The organism is Vibrio syngnathi (assembly GCF_002119525.1).
Lineage (GTDB): Bacteria > Pseudomonadota > Gammaproteobacteria > Enterobacterales > Vibrionaceae > Vibrio > Vibrio syngnathi.
The window spans coordinates 1,479,632-1,496,648 of the sequence record NZ_CP017917.1 but is presented as its reverse complement, the minus strand read 5'-3'; the positions used below and the strand labels follow the sequence as shown (position 1 = coordinate 1,496,648).

Annotated in this window: 17 protein-coding genes; 9 read left to right on the top strand and 8 right to left on the bottom strand. The window is 44.5% G+C overall.

What is annotated here, in order from left to right; genetic code table 11:
• Nucleotides 1-132: 132 nt before the first annotated feature.
• Complete coding sequence (locus K08M4_RS21465) at nt 133-522, top strand: hypothetical protein (protein WP_086051411.1); 390 nt, start codon at nt 133-135, stop codon at nt 520-522.
• On the opposite strand, the gene nhaD is transcribed toward K08M4_RS21465, so the two are convergent.
• Nucleotides 519-1,958, bottom strand: coding sequence for a sodium:proton antiporter NhaD (nhaD, locus tag K08M4_RS21460; RefSeq protein WP_086051410.1), 1,440 nt, complete (start codon nt 1,956-1,958; stop codon nt 519-521). The two genes, K08M4_RS21465 and nhaD, sit on opposite strands and share 4 nt — an antisense overlap.
• Before the next feature lie 426 nt (nt 1,959-2,384).
• Here nhaD and K08M4_RS21455 point away from each other — a divergent pair, with 426 nt between their 5' ends.
• From K08M4_RS21455 to K08M4_RS21440, 4 genes are all read left to right on the top strand, one after another.
• Nucleotides 2,385-3,122, top strand: a complete 738-nt coding sequence (locus K08M4_RS21455; RefSeq protein WP_009846112.1) for a nucleoside recognition domain-containing protein — start codon at nt 2,385-2,387, stop codon at nt 3,120-3,122.
• Nucleotides 3,122-3,589 carry a YjiG family protein gene (locus K08M4_RS21450; protein WP_004737023.1) on the top strand — a complete coding sequence of 156 codons (468 nt, stop codon included), beginning with the start codon at nt 3,122-3,124 and terminating at the stop codon, nt 3,587-3,589. Before K08M4_RS21455 ends, K08M4_RS21450 begins: the two co-directional genes overlap by 1 nt.
• Nucleotides 3,590-4,236: 647 nt before the next feature.
• Nucleotides 4,237-4,623: an MAPEG family protein gene (locus K08M4_RS21445; RefSeq protein ID WP_086051409.1), complete on the top strand. Its 387-nt coding sequence runs from the start codon at nt 4,237-4,239 to the stop codon at nt 4,621-4,623.
• 8 nt (nt 4,624-4,631) lie between these two features.
• Nucleotides 4,632-5,162 carry a DNA mismatch repair protein gene (locus tag K08M4_RS21440; protein WP_086051408.1) on the top strand — a complete coding sequence of 177 codons (531 nt, stop codon included), beginning with the start codon at nt 4,632-4,634 and terminating at the stop codon, nt 5,160-5,162.
• A gap of 41 nt (nt 5,163-5,203) precedes the next feature.
• Here the strand turns inward: K08M4_RS21440 and K08M4_RS21435 are convergent, their stop codons facing one another.
• A complete protein-coding gene (locus K08M4_RS21435) occupies nt 5,204-5,839 on the bottom strand; it encodes an START domain-containing protein (protein ID WP_086051407.1) in 636 nt (211 codons plus the stop codon).
• 301 nt (nt 5,840-6,140) lie between these two features.
• Complete coding sequence (locus tag K08M4_RS21430; RefSeq protein ID WP_086051406.1) at nt 6,141-6,617, bottom strand: YHS domain-containing (seleno)protein; 477 nt, start codon at nt 6,615-6,617, stop codon at nt 6,141-6,143.
• 110 nt (nt 6,618-6,727) lie between these two features.
• Between K08M4_RS21430 and K08M4_RS21425 the strand changes: the two genes are divergently transcribed.
• Nucleotides 6,728-7,567 (top strand): AraC family transcriptional regulator, encoded by an 840-nt coding sequence (locus tag K08M4_RS21425; RefSeq protein ID WP_086051405.1) that lies wholly within the window; start codon nt 6,728-6,730, stop codon nt 7,565-7,567.
• 158 nt (nt 7,568-7,725) lie between these two features.
• Here the strand turns inward: K08M4_RS21425 and K08M4_RS21420 are convergent, their stop codons facing one another.
• Together K08M4_RS21420 and K08M4_RS21415 are read right to left on the bottom strand one after the other, a co-directional pair.
• Nucleotides 7,726-8,766 (bottom strand): acyltransferase, encoded by a 1,041-nt coding sequence (locus K08M4_RS21420; RefSeq protein WP_086051404.1) that lies wholly within the window; start codon nt 8,764-8,766, stop codon nt 7,726-7,728.
• 122 nt (nt 8,767-8,888) lie between these two features.
• Complete coding sequence (locus tag K08M4_RS21415; RefSeq protein WP_086051403.1) at nt 8,889-9,845, bottom strand: AEC family transporter; 957 nt, start codon at nt 9,843-9,845, stop codon at nt 8,889-8,891.
• 161 nt (nt 9,846-10,006) lie between these two features.
• Here K08M4_RS21415 and K08M4_RS21410 point away from each other — a divergent pair, with 161 nt between their 5' ends.
• Nucleotides 10,007-10,600, top strand: a complete 594-nt coding sequence (locus K08M4_RS21410; RefSeq protein ID WP_086051402.1) for a TetR/AcrR family transcriptional regulator — start codon at nt 10,007-10,009, stop codon at nt 10,598-10,600.
• 192 nt (nt 10,601-10,792) lie between these two features.
• Nucleotides 10,793-11,641 carry an alpha/beta hydrolase gene (locus K08M4_RS21405; RefSeq protein WP_086051401.1) on the top strand — a complete coding sequence of 283 codons (849 nt, stop codon included), beginning with the start codon at nt 10,793-10,795 and terminating at the stop codon, nt 11,639-11,641.
• Nucleotides 11,642-11,774: 133 nt separating this feature from the next.
• Here K08M4_RS21405 and K08M4_RS21400 read toward each other — a convergent pair whose 3' ends face one another.
• Complete coding sequence (locus tag K08M4_RS21400) at nt 11,775-14,315, bottom strand: glycosyl hydrolase family 18 protein (protein ID WP_086051400.1); 2,541 nt, start codon at nt 14,313-14,315, stop codon at nt 11,775-11,777.
• 401 nt (nt 14,316-14,716) lie between these two features.
• On the bottom strand, nt 14,717-15,181 hold the full coding sequence (locus tag K08M4_RS21395; RefSeq protein WP_086051399.1) for a DUF2850 domain-containing protein: 465 nt from the start codon (nt 15,179-15,181) through the stop codon (nt 14,717-14,719).
• A gap of 383 nt (nt 15,182-15,564) precedes the next feature.
• On the opposite strand from K08M4_RS21395, the gene ppnP reads away from it, so the two are divergent.
• Nucleotides 15,565-15,846 carry a pyrimidine/purine nucleoside phosphorylase gene (gene ppnP, locus K08M4_RS21390; protein ID WP_086051398.1) on the top strand — a complete coding sequence of 94 codons (282 nt, stop codon included), beginning with the start codon at nt 15,565-15,567 and terminating at the stop codon, nt 15,844-15,846.
• Between the two features lie 224 nt (nt 15,847-16,070).
• Here ppnP and K08M4_RS21385 read toward each other — a convergent pair whose 3' ends face one another.
• The gene (locus tag K08M4_RS21385; RefSeq protein ID WP_086051397.1) at nt 16,071-16,943 is read right to left on the bottom strand and encodes a pirin family protein; all 873 of its coding nucleotides are present in this window, start codon (nt 16,941-16,943) and stop codon (nt 16,071-16,073) included.
• Nucleotides 16,944-17,017: the final 74 nt, after the last annotated feature.

Below are 17,017 nucleotides of genomic sequence, written 5' to 3'. Positions count from 1 at the left end.
GGGAGAATACTAAGAGATCCCAAGCGTGACTCTGTAATAAAAACGTGACTTTGCAATAAATTCGCTACTTTCTGGAAAATAATGATTTGGTTGCATATTATTTAGCCATGTTTTTTAGGCAAGGATGCCCAAATGAATAACCATCATTCTCTGATAATAGCTTTCACTAGTGTGTTATTGCTGACCGGTTGTTTAACTGATACTAGTCGCCCCTTTGAAGTACCGCAGCTTGTTTTGTTCAAAGGGATGTATGAGAACGCGGATGATAACAGCTATCTACTTTTTGAGTCAGGGCAAATGACCTATCAAACAATCGGCAATACGGTCACTAGAACTTATCGTATTGAAAATGATTTGATTAACATTGAGTTGAATTCAGGAAATAGCCGAGTGGATTCTGGGTTGATGATGCGCATTCAACAAGAAGGAGCGGTGTTAACCTGCAACCAGTGTCCAGCAGTGCAGTTAAGCAACGTCTGGACACGTGTTGATATGCCTTTAGTTGATTCCCCTTTAGACTAGAACATATCACCGTTCAGCCATAGGTGAGCGGCGATACTGACCCCGTAACCAATCATGATTACTGGCATCCATTTTAAGTGGCCAAAGAAGGTGTACTTACCATGCGCCGCCCCCATCAATGCCACACCTGCTGCACTACCTATAGATAACAAGCTGCCGCCAACCCCTGCAGTTAAAGTGATCAGTAGCCAGTTGCCCATCGACATTTGTGGCTCCATGGATAACACCGCAAACATCACCGGAATGTTATCGACAATAGCCGATAAGATCCCCACCATGACGTTGGCCCAAATTGGATCCCACTGGCTATACATCACGCCCGAAGCTAATTCCAAGTAACCAAGTAGACTCAAGCCACCGACACACATTACCACGCCGTAGAAGAACAAAAGCGTGTCCCATTCGGCATGCGACACTCTTCGAAATACATCGAATGGCACAACAGAACCGAGTCGTTTCAGGGCGCCTTCATCGTTATTGGCGATCGCCACCGCCTTTTTCTTGGCGAGTGAGTTGGGCAAAGTCTTGCGTAAGTAATAACCAAAGAACTGCAGATAGGCGAGCCCCATCATCATGCCCATTACTGGAGGGAAGTGGAGTACGGCATGAAAAGCAACAGCGGTCGCTATTGTCATAATAAACAAGAATACGATGCGCCTCGCACCACGTTTTAATTCAACGTGTTGATGGACTGTGTCGGGCTGAGTGGTGGGTACAAAGTAAGACATGATCAACGCAGGGACGAGGTAATTCATCACCGAAGGAATAAACAAAGGAATGAACTCGCTAAAACTCACATAACCAGCCTGCCACACCATGAGCGTTGTGATGTCGCCGAATGGACTAAACGCACCGCCAGCGTTGGCGGCTATCACGATATTCACGCAGGCTAGGTTGACGAATTTAGGGTTAGAACCTGCCACTTTAAGAACCACAGCGCACATCAGTAGAGCTGTCGTGAGGTTGTCGGCGATAGGTGAGATAAAGAAGGCTAGAATACCGGTTATCCAGAACAAAGAGCGAAAGTTAAAGCCTTTGCCTACCATCCACGCTTGCAACGCATCAAACAGTCTTCTCTCTTCCATCGCGCTAATGTATGTCATGGCGACGAGTAGAAAGAGTAATAGTTCGGCGTATTCGAGTAAGTTGTGTTCGAGCGCTTGTTTAGCGACTTCAACAAGGTTGTGTTCTTGGTAGGTAAAGCCAATGATTATCCAGATCAGGCCAGCGGCAAGTAGAACGGGTTTGGATTTTCGGAGCTTTAGGTATTCTTCCATCATCACCACTATGTAGGCGACAACGAAAATGGTCAGCGATAGGTAGCCAGCAAACGAGCTAGTTAGCTTGAGCGGTTCTCCTAACTGAGAAGTGGCAGCGCCTGCTACGGTAGAAAAAAATAATAAAGAGAGAACAGCAGAAAGCTGGATACTTAACATGGATTACGCTCCGAAGTTAATAAGTTATTAACACGGGTAAAAGCGTAGACCTAAATAATCCTGTGCAGTGTGATAGATATCTTAATAATTCAATAGATTATATTGAAAACAGTAGATTGGGTGAAAACGTGAGATCACGATGAAAGATTTTTTTGAGCTTTCTATTCGAAGCCTGATTATTGTGACAATTATGTGCCCTTTTGGTTGCGGTGTTGAAGCTAGGTTTGTTTAGTTTTGTATGATAAATATTCTAATCTATTTAGCGTATGCTTCTGCTTTTAAATGCTAATCACAGTTTTATATGTTGCTTTGGTTCTTTTATTTAAACTGATGCACTATTTGATTTTGGTCATTAACCTTTTTCTCATTAGTTTGCACTATCTATACGTGTTCTGTTCCACATAAACGAGATGTATAGAGGTCCTTATGACTAATCCAACCAAAACCGATCGTAAAGTCACGATCGGCAGCTATATCGCACTCGCGTTCGCGATTGTGTTCTTTTCAGGCTTAATGCAGTCCAATGAATGGTATGGAGTGCTCGATTTTACGACGCTTAACGGTTCATTCGGCAAGGTTGCTTACGATGTGAGTGAGTCGGCCGATGGTATTCAAGCAGCAACCACGTCACTGCGTGGAAAAGGCGGTAGTGGTGCGCGCGACGGTTTCATTTTTGCATTGACACTTATTCCGACCGTGATGTTTGCATTGGGCATGATTAACGTACTTGAGCACTACGGTGCACTGGACGCGGCTCGTAAACTACTAACTCCACTACTTCGTCCTTTAATGGGCATTCCAGGTAACTCAGGCTTGGCACTGATTGCTTCCCTGCAAAGTACCGATGCGGGTGCTGCGATGACACGTCAGCTCAAAGATGAAGGGCATTTGACTAAGCGTGAAACCGATGTGTTCACCATGTTCCAGTTTACTGCGGGTGCGGCGATCGTTAACTTTTTCTCTTCAGGTGCGGTGCTGTTTACTCTGACAGCGATGGATGGTTCTTTGGCAGTGACATCGTCAATAGGTCTTGCTGTTGCGGTGATGTTTATCTTCAAGTTTGTTGGTGCGAACTTATTCCGCCTTTACCTCAATATTACTGAAGGTAAAGAAGACAAAACAAAATCAGACAAAGAACAAAAACTGGAAGAGGAAGTAGCATAATGAGCGAAGTTAAAGCAAAGAAACCAATGGTTACTGATATTTTCGTTGAAGGTGCTAAGAAAGGCTGGGTTATTGCTACAACCTCTACAGTACCTAATGTTCTGATGGCGTTTGTGATTATTAAGGCGTTGCAGATTACGGGTGCACTGGATCTGATGGGTAGTGTGTTTGCACCTATCATGGCGGTATTTGGTTTACCGGGCGAAGCGGCAGCAGTATTGATTGGCGCGTGGATGTCGATGGGTGGTGCAGTCGGTGTGGTTATCACGCTGTTTGACCAAGGCATTCTGAACGGCAACCATATTGCTATCTTGGCGCCAGCTATCTACTTGATGGGTTCTCAGGTGCAATATATGGGACGCATCATGGGACCAATTGGTACTGAAGGTCGTTATATCCCTGTGATGATCGCGATTTCAGTATTGAATGCGTTTGGTGCTATGTTTTTGATGAACATTATTTTGTAACGTGGCTTTGAACGGTTAGCTACTATTGGAGCGATTAGTTACTAATAGCTTTTCGACGTTGAAAAAAGAAACCCCGTTTGGCTTTCACCAAACGGGGTTTATTCTTTTTCGTAGCCATCCTGCTACTGACGTTGTTACTTATTTTTTAATAAGGTCACGTATGCTCCTTGCATCGTTCCTTGATTTGGCTAAATCCTTTAACCTATCCAATCCATCGCCTTCCTAGCGGTGTCCATGCTAACTCATCATCCTGACAAGTGACTCTATCCTAGAGTAAAACTTCCTTGCTGATCACTCATCCTAAGCCATCAAATCTTCATCCTGAAGATACCTAATCCGTTAGGCTTTTCCCTGTTCCTGCCAACTCCCTGTCGACTTGGATATTAAACACTTTGGAGGCTTTATTCGCAATTAGCCTTAGGAAATAAATATCCTCGTTAACTAAAATAAATATGCGTGGATTCATATAAAACAAGGGGTTGGGTTTGTAATTTTTCTTTTTTCTGCGAAGCTTGATTGTGATCTCTTACGTTCGGTGTGAGAGATCTCTTACAAATGTTCGGGCGCGAATATCATTCGTTGTTGAACTCATCCGTCGATAGGTGAGCGAAATACGCTCAACAAACTCAAAGTAATAGGAAAATATAATGGTTACAGCACTTTACGCAGCCTTACTGACGGTCGTAATGATTTGGTTGGCGATAGAAGTCATTAAGCAAAGACGAATCAATCTGGTTGCTCATGCAGATGGCGGTGTTGAGTCGCTACAGATAGCACGTTCCGCACAAAGTAATGCAATGGATTACATCCCAATTACGGTTATTTTGATGGGCTTTTTAGAGATGAATGGTGTCAGTGTGTGGCTTATTCATGCCATTGGTGTTGCATTTATTCTGGGGCGTGTGATTCATGCAAAAGGTATTCTGGCAAAAAACTTAAAGGGTAGAAAAGTGGGCATGGTGTTAACGCTTATCTGCATGATCTCTTTGATTGTTCTAAACTTAGCTTACCTACCTTTTGATAAAATGTTCTAGGGAGCATTATGGCATTACGCCTTCCTCCTGCTTGGGCGATTGTCCTTGCAGGTCTCATACTGAACGTCATGGCTATTGTCATGTCGAGCTTGGTGCTCGACAAAATTGAAGCGGAAAAATCGGAATACAAGGATCGTAAATACGGCAATGTGTACTCAATACAACTGGCCTGGAATACGATCGAAACCTTAGAGCGCAAGCGTGAAGCTATTCTTATTCACCTTGATAAGCTATCTAAGGAAGCCGCACAACCCGCCACTATTCTTGATGAAGCGCTTCGCGGACAACTTCGGAGTTGGGTGAGTGATGAGGTGCCAGCCATCTCGTTGGCTAATTTACCCAAGCTTATGATGCTGATAAACAGTGCTCAAGAAGCCCAACGAGCACGAATTGATGACTACTATTTGGATAATCTGACCTTGGTTGAATTAATCCAAAGGCTCGATGAAAAAATGGCTTTCTACAAGAATATCGCCCTGTTTCTTCAGGTGTTTGGTTTAGCGCTTATCTTAGCTCGAGACCTCGCTCGAAGGCCTTAGCTTTTAATCTTATTCCCCTATTTACTTATCTACTTGTTCCGTTAGCGAGACTCACTTGGCAGGTTAGGGTGTTGTTGGCCTTGGTACTTCTGTAATTGTTCTTTTAGCCCTTTAAACGTGCTCAGTGCACTATCAATCGATAATTTGTTCATTAACCAATTTGGCAGGATGCCACCTGCGTTCGCGTAAGCGGTGTAGGTGATGTAGGTATTACCATTGGTGAGCGGTTGCAGAGTCCATAAGGCATCTACATCATAAATTCGAATGTACCCCGACTCTTTCGCCAAATAATCAGACGCATCCTTGATCGACAAGACAAACTGCCCATCCTCGATACTGTATTTTGAGTAGGTCACCATATCTCGGTCTCTAGCAGGCCAAGGCGCTTTGAACTGGGTATAGACGATATTTTCATCCTCAGATATCTGCATCAAGACACGACTTTCCGATACGTTATCTATCCAGTTTGGCACGTTCTCGCTGTCTTCCAATAACAGCAAAAAACTAGAATAAGTGGTGGGCGTTTGCATTTGTGCTCGTATTTCTACCAAGCCTTCAGTGTGAGGTCTCTTATCAATGATGATGCCATCTTCACTTTTTACGAACTGCCATGAAGCAGCGTAAGTCAGTGTTGATAAAGCATAGAGTCCTGTGGCTAAAATCTTAGGTAATATCATTATTCTTCCATGAAAAGAAAAGCTTATCTTTAGGAGTATAGAATAAAAATGGTTTTTATTCGTGCTGAAATCGCACTGATTTCTCTCTGATTTGAGCGTTACATCGCTGTTTATCTTGGTGTTATCAATAATTGGCAGCTTATCTGTATTTGAGCCGTGAAAATAAAAACGGAAGCGTTCGGTCGCTTCCGTTTTGTTAGTGGGCAATGGATAAATGTTGAATGCTAGAATCTAGAACTTAAAGCTTAGAGTTTAGAGTTTAGAGTTTAGAGCTTAGAGCTTAGAGTTTAGAGCTTAGAGCTTAGAGCTTATAAGCTTCGACAGTTTTGATCGTCGTCCAATTGCTGTTGGCGTCTTGGATGAATTCTTGCGTATTCTCCAGCCAACGCTTTTGAACTGACTTATCTAAGTTCAAGTACAGCTTCCCACCTTCTACTTTCCAAGCTAGTGGGTCCGTTTCAAATTTCTTACCCATCGCCACACCAAAGGCACAATAGCCACCATATTGAGGAGCATAAGCCGATGGGTTAGATCGGAATTCATCTCGGTTTTCACTGCTCACAAAGTTATAAATCGCATTCTTATAAGTCGCTGTGAATTCAGATGTGCCTTTAACTGGCCCCTCATTGGCAAAGTAAGCGACAGGGTCATAACCTTTAATGGCGATGTCATTGTTGTCGACACTCATATCAAGGTCTGCTGCCATTAACGAAAAGCTGGTTCCTAGTAACGCGGCCAATAGAGTGATTGTTTGACTGGTCGATTTCATGTGTGACATATCAAGTTCCTTGTCAGTGTTGGTTATTTTGTTTGAAGTAATTTAGCCCACTTGTCCGGTCTATAAAGGGACAAAAGAACTTAAAAGTAAGCGAATTGTTCGGAGGGTGCATGGATCTGCTGTCACAATTAATGGAACACTTCTCGATACGCACTGGCGTTTTCTATTCTGGAAACCTGTGTGGGGTGTCGTCATTTAACGCGCAACAAGGCAAAGAAGGGCACCTTCATGTATTAAGCTCGGGGGAGTTGACCTTGTCTGGTGCTCATACGGAATGCAGGCAGCTTTCTCAGCCCTGTATTATTTATCTGCCGAATAGCACACCACATGCAATTGAAGGTGTGGGAGAAGGCGCAGAGCTTGTGTGTGCGAATGTAGAGTATCGTTCAGGGCAGATGAATCCTTTATTATCGGCTCTGCCCGACATGATAGTGATTCCGTTTGAAGATGCACCGAACTTAATGCCCGTGATTGAGGTGCTATTTCGAGAGTCGGGGCAAGAATCTTCAGGACAACAATCGTCGGGGCAACAATATCTAATGGATAGATTGAGTGATGCATTGATGGCTTTAATTTTCCGTCATCTCATTGAACAACAGAAGATCGATAGCGGCGTTTTCTCTGCTCTTGCACACCCAAGGCTTGCTCCTGTAGTGACGGCCATTCACCGGTTGCCTGCTCGTCACTTTTCGGTTGTAGAAATGGCGTCACTGGCAGCGATGTCTCGTACTCAATTTATTGAGGCGTTCAAGCGTGAAGTGGGTGAAACACCGGGAGATTACGTGCAAAAGTGGCGCGTTTCCGTAGCTCAATCTCTGCTACTGCAAAATAAGCCCATCAACTGGGTCGCTGATGAAGTGGGTTACAGCAGTTATTCAGGTTTTTCACGCGCATTTCAGCATGTATCGGGTGTGTCTCCACGTCAGTGGTTAAAAGAGAGTAACGCATAAGTGGAAAAGGCATGTTGAAGCTTAAGGCTGCCAGTGAAAGCGAGTTAGTGCTTTCACTGGCAAGGCGAACCTCGTTACACAAAAGAATGTTGTAGCAAGGAAAATTACAGACAGAGGTTTGTCACAAGGCCTGTAATGCGTCGTTAGCTAGATGAGTACTAACGAAGTAACCAGTGTCGCAGTGGCGTTTTTTCTATACCAGCGATCAATATAAAACTGAGGATAAAGGTGCCGAAGAACACGGTGATATCTTTAGCGAGTTCAGTGATGCCCAATATTCCACAGACATTGAACAACACGATAATGATCAGCAAATGGCTGACGTAGATACCCAGCATACGATTTGAAATGGCACGAACCCAAGCGTAGTTACCCATGTTTGGATTAGCTAAAAGCCACATGAACACACCAATCCCCCACAAAGCCGTACCAAATAAGAAATCGTGAATATTAAAGGCGATATCAAACCGAGTTAACCATGCCGCCTCAGCAAAGTGAATCAACATGCCTAACGCTAATAACCCCAACGCTTTAGTTGATGACACCTTCCATTGATTCTGACGAATAAGGAAACCTAAGGTCACCATTAATGTGCCAAAGAACGGGCCGTTACGCGTGAAGAAGGGTGCTTCTAATCCGGTCAGCGTTGCGTAGCTTCCTGCCAAAACACCATAGCCATAGAGTGCAATAGCGATCGGTAATAACAGTTTGTTGAGTTTCAAATCAATCAATAAAGCGATGATCAACACTGCGCAAACAAGGGCTGGAATGAACCACAAATGCACCAGACCTCCCTCTAAGAATGAGTTAAGAGGAGTGCTCATTAAGAAACCCCAATAGCCTTCACGTTCACCTAGATAGCCAAACTCTCCTACCTTCGCGAGATTGAATGGCATCACTAAGCAAATGATGCTCCATGCCAACCAAACTTTAAGCAGTGGTTTAGAGTAGTTCAGGACGGTTTCCCATGGCGATGCAGCCAACTTGGGCTGAATAAGGTAACCAGAAATCAGGAAGAACAGAGGTACCGCAAAACGAGCGGCTTGGTTGAGCACATAACCGATCCAAGGCACTTCATCTATTTGCCAATAAGTAAGGGCCATCTGGCCGTGTAAGCCAATGATCGCCAAGATAGCCATCACTCGACCTAACTCTATACTGGCGATGCGTTGTGAAGGCATATTTTGAACGGAAGACATATCAGATCTCTAAGAAAAATTTCGTAAAATCTAACAGTCTTTATGTGGAATCCGTTAGTCCTAAATCAAAGGTGGAGGCCTTTGATTTAAGGCTTATATTGATTTTTTGAAGCCTGTCGCAGCTATATTAAATCCATTGCAGTCAGTGCAAATATACCAAGGGTGCAAGTGATAAGTGAAACGACAGTGGTTAACGCGATAATATTGGCAGCCAATGTGGAGTTTCCACCCATTGCACGTGCCATAACATAGCTAGCAGCAGCGGTCGGAGCTGCGCTCATCAAGAAGATAAGCCCGAGATCGAGCCCTTCAAACCCTAAGTACCAACCAGCCAGTGTAGTCAGTAAAGGTGAGGCGATTAACTTGTAGCTAGAGGCGAACCACGTCGATAACTTTTCTTGTTTGAGTGAGCTGATATCTAGCGAGCCACCGGTGCACAGCAGGGCCAAAGGTAATGTCATGTTGGCAAAGTATTGACCAGCGTCAGTGACCATTTTGGGGATAGGAATCGAAAGCGCATAGAAGATAACCGCTAAGAAAATAGCGATGATCAACGGGTTTTTGGTTATCGACTTTGCGATCACTTTAACCGCTTTCGCGCCAGTGTCTTCGCCTTTTGGTGTCAGTGCAATCACGGCTTGAATGTTATATAGCACGGTTAGGGATGCGACATAGATAGCAGCCAGTGCCACACCTTGGTTACCATAGATATTAGCCACATAGGCGAGGCCGATGATCGCGGTATTAGCGCGGAATCCACCTTGGACAATCACACCTTGATCTTTCGAACCTTTGAATACTAATTTGGTTGAGAAAATCGTGAACAAGAAAAAGACAAAGTTAGCGATGACGCCAAAGGCAACTAGCGCGCTACTGGCTGCAAAGTCGTGGTTAGACTGAACAATACTCAGAAATAGCATCGCGGGTAGGGTGACTTGAAATACCACCTTAGACGCGACATCAATGAAATTGTCATTGATTAAGCCGATCCGCTTAAGCATCACACCAAGAAACAGCATTAAACAGATAGGGCCTGTTACTGACGCCGAAAACGCAAACTGTTCCCAAAGTGTGTTCATTTTTTTTCCTTTGTTAGTCGATTTCAATTTCCTTTGAATACTGTCGCATTTTTCCACAATTCTTTGATAAGACAAAATGAATACCAAGGGTTAAGTAAAAAATCTTGAAAAAAAGAACGAACGTGCTAAAAATAGTGTATCAAATTTGTTATTGGTGAATAATGAGCAAAGGAAAGATAACCAAAGAGTATATTTTGAGCCATGCATTCGAGCTAGCGAGTGAGAATGGACTTGAGAGTTTGACGATTGGCGAGTTAGCCAAGCAGTGTGGCATGTCTAAGAGTGGCTTGTTTGCGCACTTCAACTCTAAAGAGAACCTGCAACTCTCTGTACTCGAGTATTCCAACGCCATATTCACTGAAAGAGTCATCATTCCCGCACGAGAGCTGGGGGATGGTGATATTGAAGCCAAGCTTAAACAACTGCTCGATAACTGGCTGGGCTGGAACCACTCGTTCCAAGGCAGCTGCATGTTTATTGACGCTTGGAAAGATGCGGGCAGTGAAACCTCTGTGATTCAGAAAGCACTGCAGAAAACCATTTCAGTGTGGATTGATTACTTGACGATTCAGGTAGCAAAAGCGGTTGAGAGCAAACAGTTTAGAGCCGATTTAGACCCGAAGCAGGCTACCTTTGAATTGTATGGGCTTTATTTGAGCGCGAACTTGTTCTACTCGTTACGAGGGCAACAAGCGAGCCACACCCATTTTTGGAGTGGCGTAGAGCGCTTGGTCGCTAGCTGGAAGGCGGTTTAATACATACAGCAGGTTAACTCGCAAATCATGTGAGTATTGCTGAAGTAAGGTTTACAAGAAAATTTTAGAGAAGTGGCGGCAAGCAGTCATAAACAGCGCTTTCGCCATTTTTTATACTAACAAATAGCACGGTCGTTCGATTTTAGGGCCGAGCTCGATCCGCCAACAATGATGGTGATACAAGGAACGGTCATGAGTGACAAAATCTATTTTAATACATCGAACAAGTTCAGCTTCAAGCGCAGCCTAATTGGCGCTACGACGAATCTGCACTACATTTTAGCACCGAGCCACGCAAAGAAAACGGCACGTAAACTGTTGCTCACTCCGATGCGTACCGAGCAAAAAAACGCGGATCCACAAGGGCTTATCAAGAGTGAAATCAAAGGCCGTGATGGTGTTTTGAAAACTTACTCTTTAGGTACGGGTCCCGTCTGGGTACTGACTCATGGCTGGTCTGGTACCGCGAGTCAGTTTTTCCCTCTGATGGAGCATATTGCTGCTAAAGGTTTTACGGCCTTGGCTTACGATCATCCTGCTCATGGTGGCAGTGATGGCGTACATGGTCATATCCCAGCGTTTGTGAATGGTTTAGAAGCTGTTCTAGATTCGGTTGGTGAAGTGGCAGGTTTGGTCGGTCACAGTATGGGTACCGCTTCTGCGTTGGAGTGCAAGCACGTTAAATTGGAAGATAAGCCATTATTGTTGATTGCCCCTGTATTGGATTATCTAGAAAACCTATTTGGCAGCGTTGCGCGTTCTGGTTATTCAATGAAGCTGTTTGAAGCGGTAGTCGGAGAAGTAGAAGAGCAGTTTAACTACCCAATTCAGTCTGTTGATCCCTATGGAAAACTGGCGCTTCGTGAATCTCAAACGATCATTGTTCATGATGAACAAGACAAGTTTACTAAGTTTGATGTATCTCAGCGCGCTGCCAATGAAATGGATCGTGTCACCTTAATCGCGACTCAAGGTCAAGGCCACGGACGAGTGATGAAGTGCCCGCAAGTGTTTGAGAGTTTTGATAACTTGATTGGCTAAGTTTAACGAATCAAGCAAGTAGAACGCCAATTAAGAAAACAAACTCTAAAAAGGCCAACCAGACATTATCTGGTTGGCCTTTGCTTTTAGGTGTTTAGTCGACGCTTAGTTAGCGTTTATCAAAACCCTATTTTTAGTTAGCACAGTTTGCTGGGCCGATCTCTTTCCACACGCCCCATTGGCCAGTCGTTGTTGGATCTTCACCTGTTGTCCACCATTTCGCTTCCCAAACCTTATCGCCTTGAGTCACTTGATCACCGCCAGTGTAGACCGCATTTGAATCCCAAGCGTTAGTGCACGTGCCACCGCCTGTGGTTTTCTTAAGAACTTTCACTGAAGTAGCCGCGACTGATGTTTCTGTGCCATCACTGACTGTCACAGAGAAGTTCAGTACCGTGTCTTGCGTGTATCCTGCCGCGACAAAGCTTACTGAAGCGCCTTGAACAGTAGCATCAATACCTGCAGGTACATCCCACGTGAAGGTCAGCGTGTCTTGATCCGCATCGCTCGAAGCCGAAGCATCAATCACGACTACATCACCCGCATTCACTTCAGAAGGAGCCGTAACCACAGCAACTGGTGCTGTATTGACTGGGCCTGTGTCTTTAGGAGTTACCGTTACAACAACGGTGTCAGTTGCAGTAGCACCTTCGTTATCAGTTACCGTTAGGCTGAACGTGAGTACTTCTTGTTCAGCGACTTCAACCACATCGAAGCTTGCAACAGCCGCATTCGCGTTGGCCAGAGTTACTGCCGTTCCGCTTACTTGTGACCAAGCATAGCTCGCAATCGTGCCGTCGCTGTCTTTTGAAGCGCTACCGTCTAGAGAAACAGAAGCTGGGCCTTCAACCGATTGGTCTGCGCCCGCAGCTGCGGTTGGTTTACGGTTTACAGGGTCAGTAGTTCCACCTGCTAGACCTTCATGCATCGCATTCAGGATATCGCCGTTATCCGCATCAATTTCCCAAGAGAATAAACCCGCAAGGCCAAGGCTACGAACGTATGCACCTTTTGCTTTTACTGAGCGGTCATCATCAAATGTGATCAGCTTGCCCGAAGTACGGTTCCAAACGTAAGGCGCTTCTGCCATTTCGTCGTAGCCATATTCAAAGCCGTTGATGCCTTGGTTGTTTGCACCAAGCATGTTCGCTTTTATGCCTTTGTAGTCAATAACGCCATCTTCCCATACGCCTTGCGCAGAGCTGCCGGTTAGTTTGCCATTACCCACGCCTGTCATTGGATCGCTAGGATCTGAAAGTGATGACGGTAATACGCCCTCCCAACCACGACCGTACATTGCTGTACCAACCACAAGTTTGTTCGCTGGAACGCCTTGCGCAAGAAGCAATTGGATGCCGTTGTCTGTAGTGTAGGCTGGGCCTGTGTACTGTTCGCCATTTTCATCAAGGCCTGTGCCATCACATTGACCAGGGCGCATGAAGTTACCGCAGTTGAGTGCTGTTTGGTGACCTAAAACGTTATTCCAACCGCCGTAGAAGTCGTAAGTCATTGCAAAGATGTAATCCATGTACTGGATAGCCTCGCCGTAGTTCACGTCTTCAATCTTATCGTGACCAACACCGATCGCTGATGTTAGCTCGTAAGTACGACCGTTTTCCGCTTCTAGTTGATCAAGCATCGTGCGAAGCTCTGCCATCAGTGCAATGTAAGCTGGGCCATCATTCACAGGGTCACCAAGGTCTGGCGCCGCACCGCCTCCACCAGGGAACTCCCAGTCAATATCTACACCATCGTAGAATTTCCACGTGTTAAGGAATTTCTTAACCGATGCAATGAAGGTGTCTCGGTTAGCTTTGGTTGTGAAGTCGAAGAATGGGTCAGACAGCGTCCAACCACCAATCGATGGGATGATCTTCAAATCAGGGTTACGCTGTTTTAGCGCCATCATCATTGCGTAGTTGCCCTTGATAGGGGAGCTGTATTCATGACCCGCTTGCGGGAAGCTCTTTTGGAAAGCCGCCCAAGGGTCGTGAATCACCACTTCGTAATCGTTAACGCCCTGACATGCTGTCATGAGTGCGTTGTAACTGTTGCCGCCCACTGATTTCACTGATTCGTTAGGACCACAAATTGGGATGAAGCCATAAAGGATATGGGTCAAATTGTCAGCAGGTAGGTTATCGACTGTGTAATCACGGCCATAGATACCCCACTCAACAAAGTAAGTACCTACTACCGTGTTTGGGTCTGTGTTGTATGACTTGTTGTTCGGGTCCACGTTCATCGCAAGTGGCGCTAGGTGTGATCCATCGGTATCAGCGATGGTGATCTGAGCGGGTGCACTCTTGGCACAGCCTGTTTCATCACACGCTTCAATTTCCATATCGAATAAGCCGCCTTGGCCGTATTCGAATGAAGCCGTGGTTTGGCTGCCAGTAATTGGGCCCGTCGCTACTTTAACGCCATCAAAGTAGATGTTGTACGTGTTTCCTGACGTTCCGCTCCATTGGTTGAACTTAACGTCGACTTTTGCTTTATCGTGATATTTAACCATCTGGTTGTAGCCAGAGGTGGTTTCCATCGCGAGTTCAATTTTAGAAAACTGTAGGTTGTTGGAACCGTACATATCAATGCTAGGTGCTGTTGGCGCGGCCAATGCTGTACCAGATAGCGCTAGAGCAATACTCGCAGCACAGGTGTTTATACGAATCATACTATTTCTCTCATTCCTTGAAGGTTTAGAACCAAGTGGTCCTAGAATCGGCTCCCGTCAGTTTTGAAGGAGCTTGCCCATCAGTATTCGAGAGAGTTTTAATTTCATGACTGAAAATAAATCTGTTTTCGATGGACAACTAAAAAATTGTATCTTGTTACAATTCTGTTGCTTAATGAGTGAGAGGCTGAGTCCATGTTTTATAAAATAAAACCGCACTCAGAAGGAAAGTCTCATAAGTGAAAATACACGACATGAAGTTATGAAAAAGTGCGGTAAGCTATTATTAAATATCGCAAACTGAAGCGGCATCACAATCTGAAGCACGTCATACCGGTGCTTGTAAGGGGCAGGTAGTATTGATGTAAGAGGGGTTACTAAACAAAGCGCTGTTGAAAGTATTATTTTTTGAATTGCTCAGCTAATACTGAGCGTCGTTGCTGCATGAGGCCTTGAGTATCACCCGCTACAGTATCTTCATACCCTTCTTTTATGAATTGTTTGGATGGTGTGTTCGGCACTAACCGCTTTAAACGAGGTGAATTGTAGGTACCGCTAATGGTATAAATCGTTGGGCCTGAACCTGTGTTGATCGTGACATCGTTACCATCAAAATCAAACGAGGTACTGATGAAACGATAGTTCATCATCACACCATCATCGGAAAGTGTAAGAATATCTGTTTTGTAAGGTGGAGCACCAATCTCGATCCATGTGCCATGGACGTTACTTGGGCTTACAGATTTTTGGTAGGCTTGGTAGCCGAAATAGCCGACGGTGAGGGTAATCATAAAGCCAGCCATTAAGAAGGCGTAGAGTAACGAATTGGCCAATATATCGCTGCTTTTCGTGGTATTTTTAGCCATTATCTCTTCATTTTAGTTACTCATACTGGTGATGATTCTATAAAATAAAACGATAGGTTGCAAAGGTTCTTATAAGAGTTAGAAGCAGGATCGAATGTTCTTTTGAATCAAACTGTCTCAGTGATTTTTTACCCACACATTCAGTCTTCATGCTTTGTTAAGGAATATTTACTTAGAATGATTAGGTTGTATACCCATTGCCACGCCTAAAACGATTTCATCTCGAACGAAATTTAACTTCGAAAGGTCGACAGATCCTAAGCACTATTCATTTATTTCTTGTAGGACAGTCTCGAATTGGTTAAAACAATTAGCACCTAAATTTACGCATAGGCTTATTCGTTGAGCCTCGTAATGCAATTTTGAGATAACAAGGAAGTACAATGATTAAAGAAAACACATATTTTGAAGGTGGCGTTAAGTCGTTAGCGTTTAACCAGTCTGGTGCTGACGTAAGTGTTGGTGTGATGGCCGCTGGTGAATACACATTCGGTACTGCAGCTCCAGAAAAGATGACCGTTGTTAAAGGTGCTTTGGTTGTAAAGCGTGTTGGCGATGATGACTGGACGACATACCAATCTGGTGAGTCTTTTGACGTTGCGGGTGACTCTTCATTTGATCTACAGGTCAAAGAAGCGACAGCTTACCTGTGTGAGTACCTGTAAATTAGTCTCTGACTGACCAATAAGAAAAAACCACGCTCTCAAAGCGTGGTTAAATAAGTGATAGTAACCGGCAGTGGATAGTGTCACTTGTTTTTGCAGTCATCAAATGGATGACCAAAATTCATTGTTCCTTGTAAAATCTCTTCAATCTTCAATCTTCAATCTTTAATTCAAAGCGAAAATTCAAAGCGAAAAACGCAAAGCTCAAAGACAGCATCTGTAAATCAGTAAGTCTCAAATACGCCGTTGTTGTAATCCTGAATCGTCTGTTCAATCTCTTCCATCGAATTCATGACGAACGGACCATAGTGCACAACAGGTTCGTTAATCGGCTCACCAGAAAAAATCAGTACACCTGAATCTTTTAAGCTACCCAAAGACAGCAAGTCAGCTTTGGTGAGCAGTGCAAGCTGACCTTGGTTGATGACTTTATCGCTGATCTTAATGCTGCCTCGGTACACGTAAGTCATGGCATTGTGATTAACATTTGTCCCTAACGTCATTTCTTGCCCAGAATGAGCTCGCCAATCCGCCACGCTTAACGGCACACCTGTTTTCTGTAGTGGGCCTTGCGCTCGCAAAACCTCTAAATCATGGTCAGCTAGGTTATGCAGTTCGAACCCTCCGGCAATCACTCTTAACAAACCATTTTGTTCGCTTTGGTGTTCTGCAATGCTTTCATTTTGGAAGTCGTGATATTGCGCTGGCTGCATTTTGTTTGACGCAGGTTGGTTTATCCAAATCTGAAAACCATGCAGCGCACCTTCTTCCATCATTGGCATTTCGCTGTGAATCACACCACGCCCCGCGGCCATCCACTGTGCGCCACCGCTGCGTAGCTCTCCAACATTCCCCATGTGGTCTTTGTGCTGGAAGTGACCTTGTAGCATGTAAGTGAGCGTTTCTATCCCACGGTGAGGGTGTGGAGGAAAGCCGCCAACATAATCTTTGCTTTCATCCGACTTAAGTTCATCAATCATCAAAAATGGAGAGAAACGTGTGTTATTGAAACCAGCGAGTCTTTGTATTTTCACGCCATCACCATCGGAGGTAGCGTGTGCTGCAATCACATGATCTACTGCTCTTACACTCGTCATTTTGAAATCCTCATAAACTTGAATAGCTGTAGTTTATGTAATTTGATTTAAAAAGAAGATGGCACAGTGTTGAG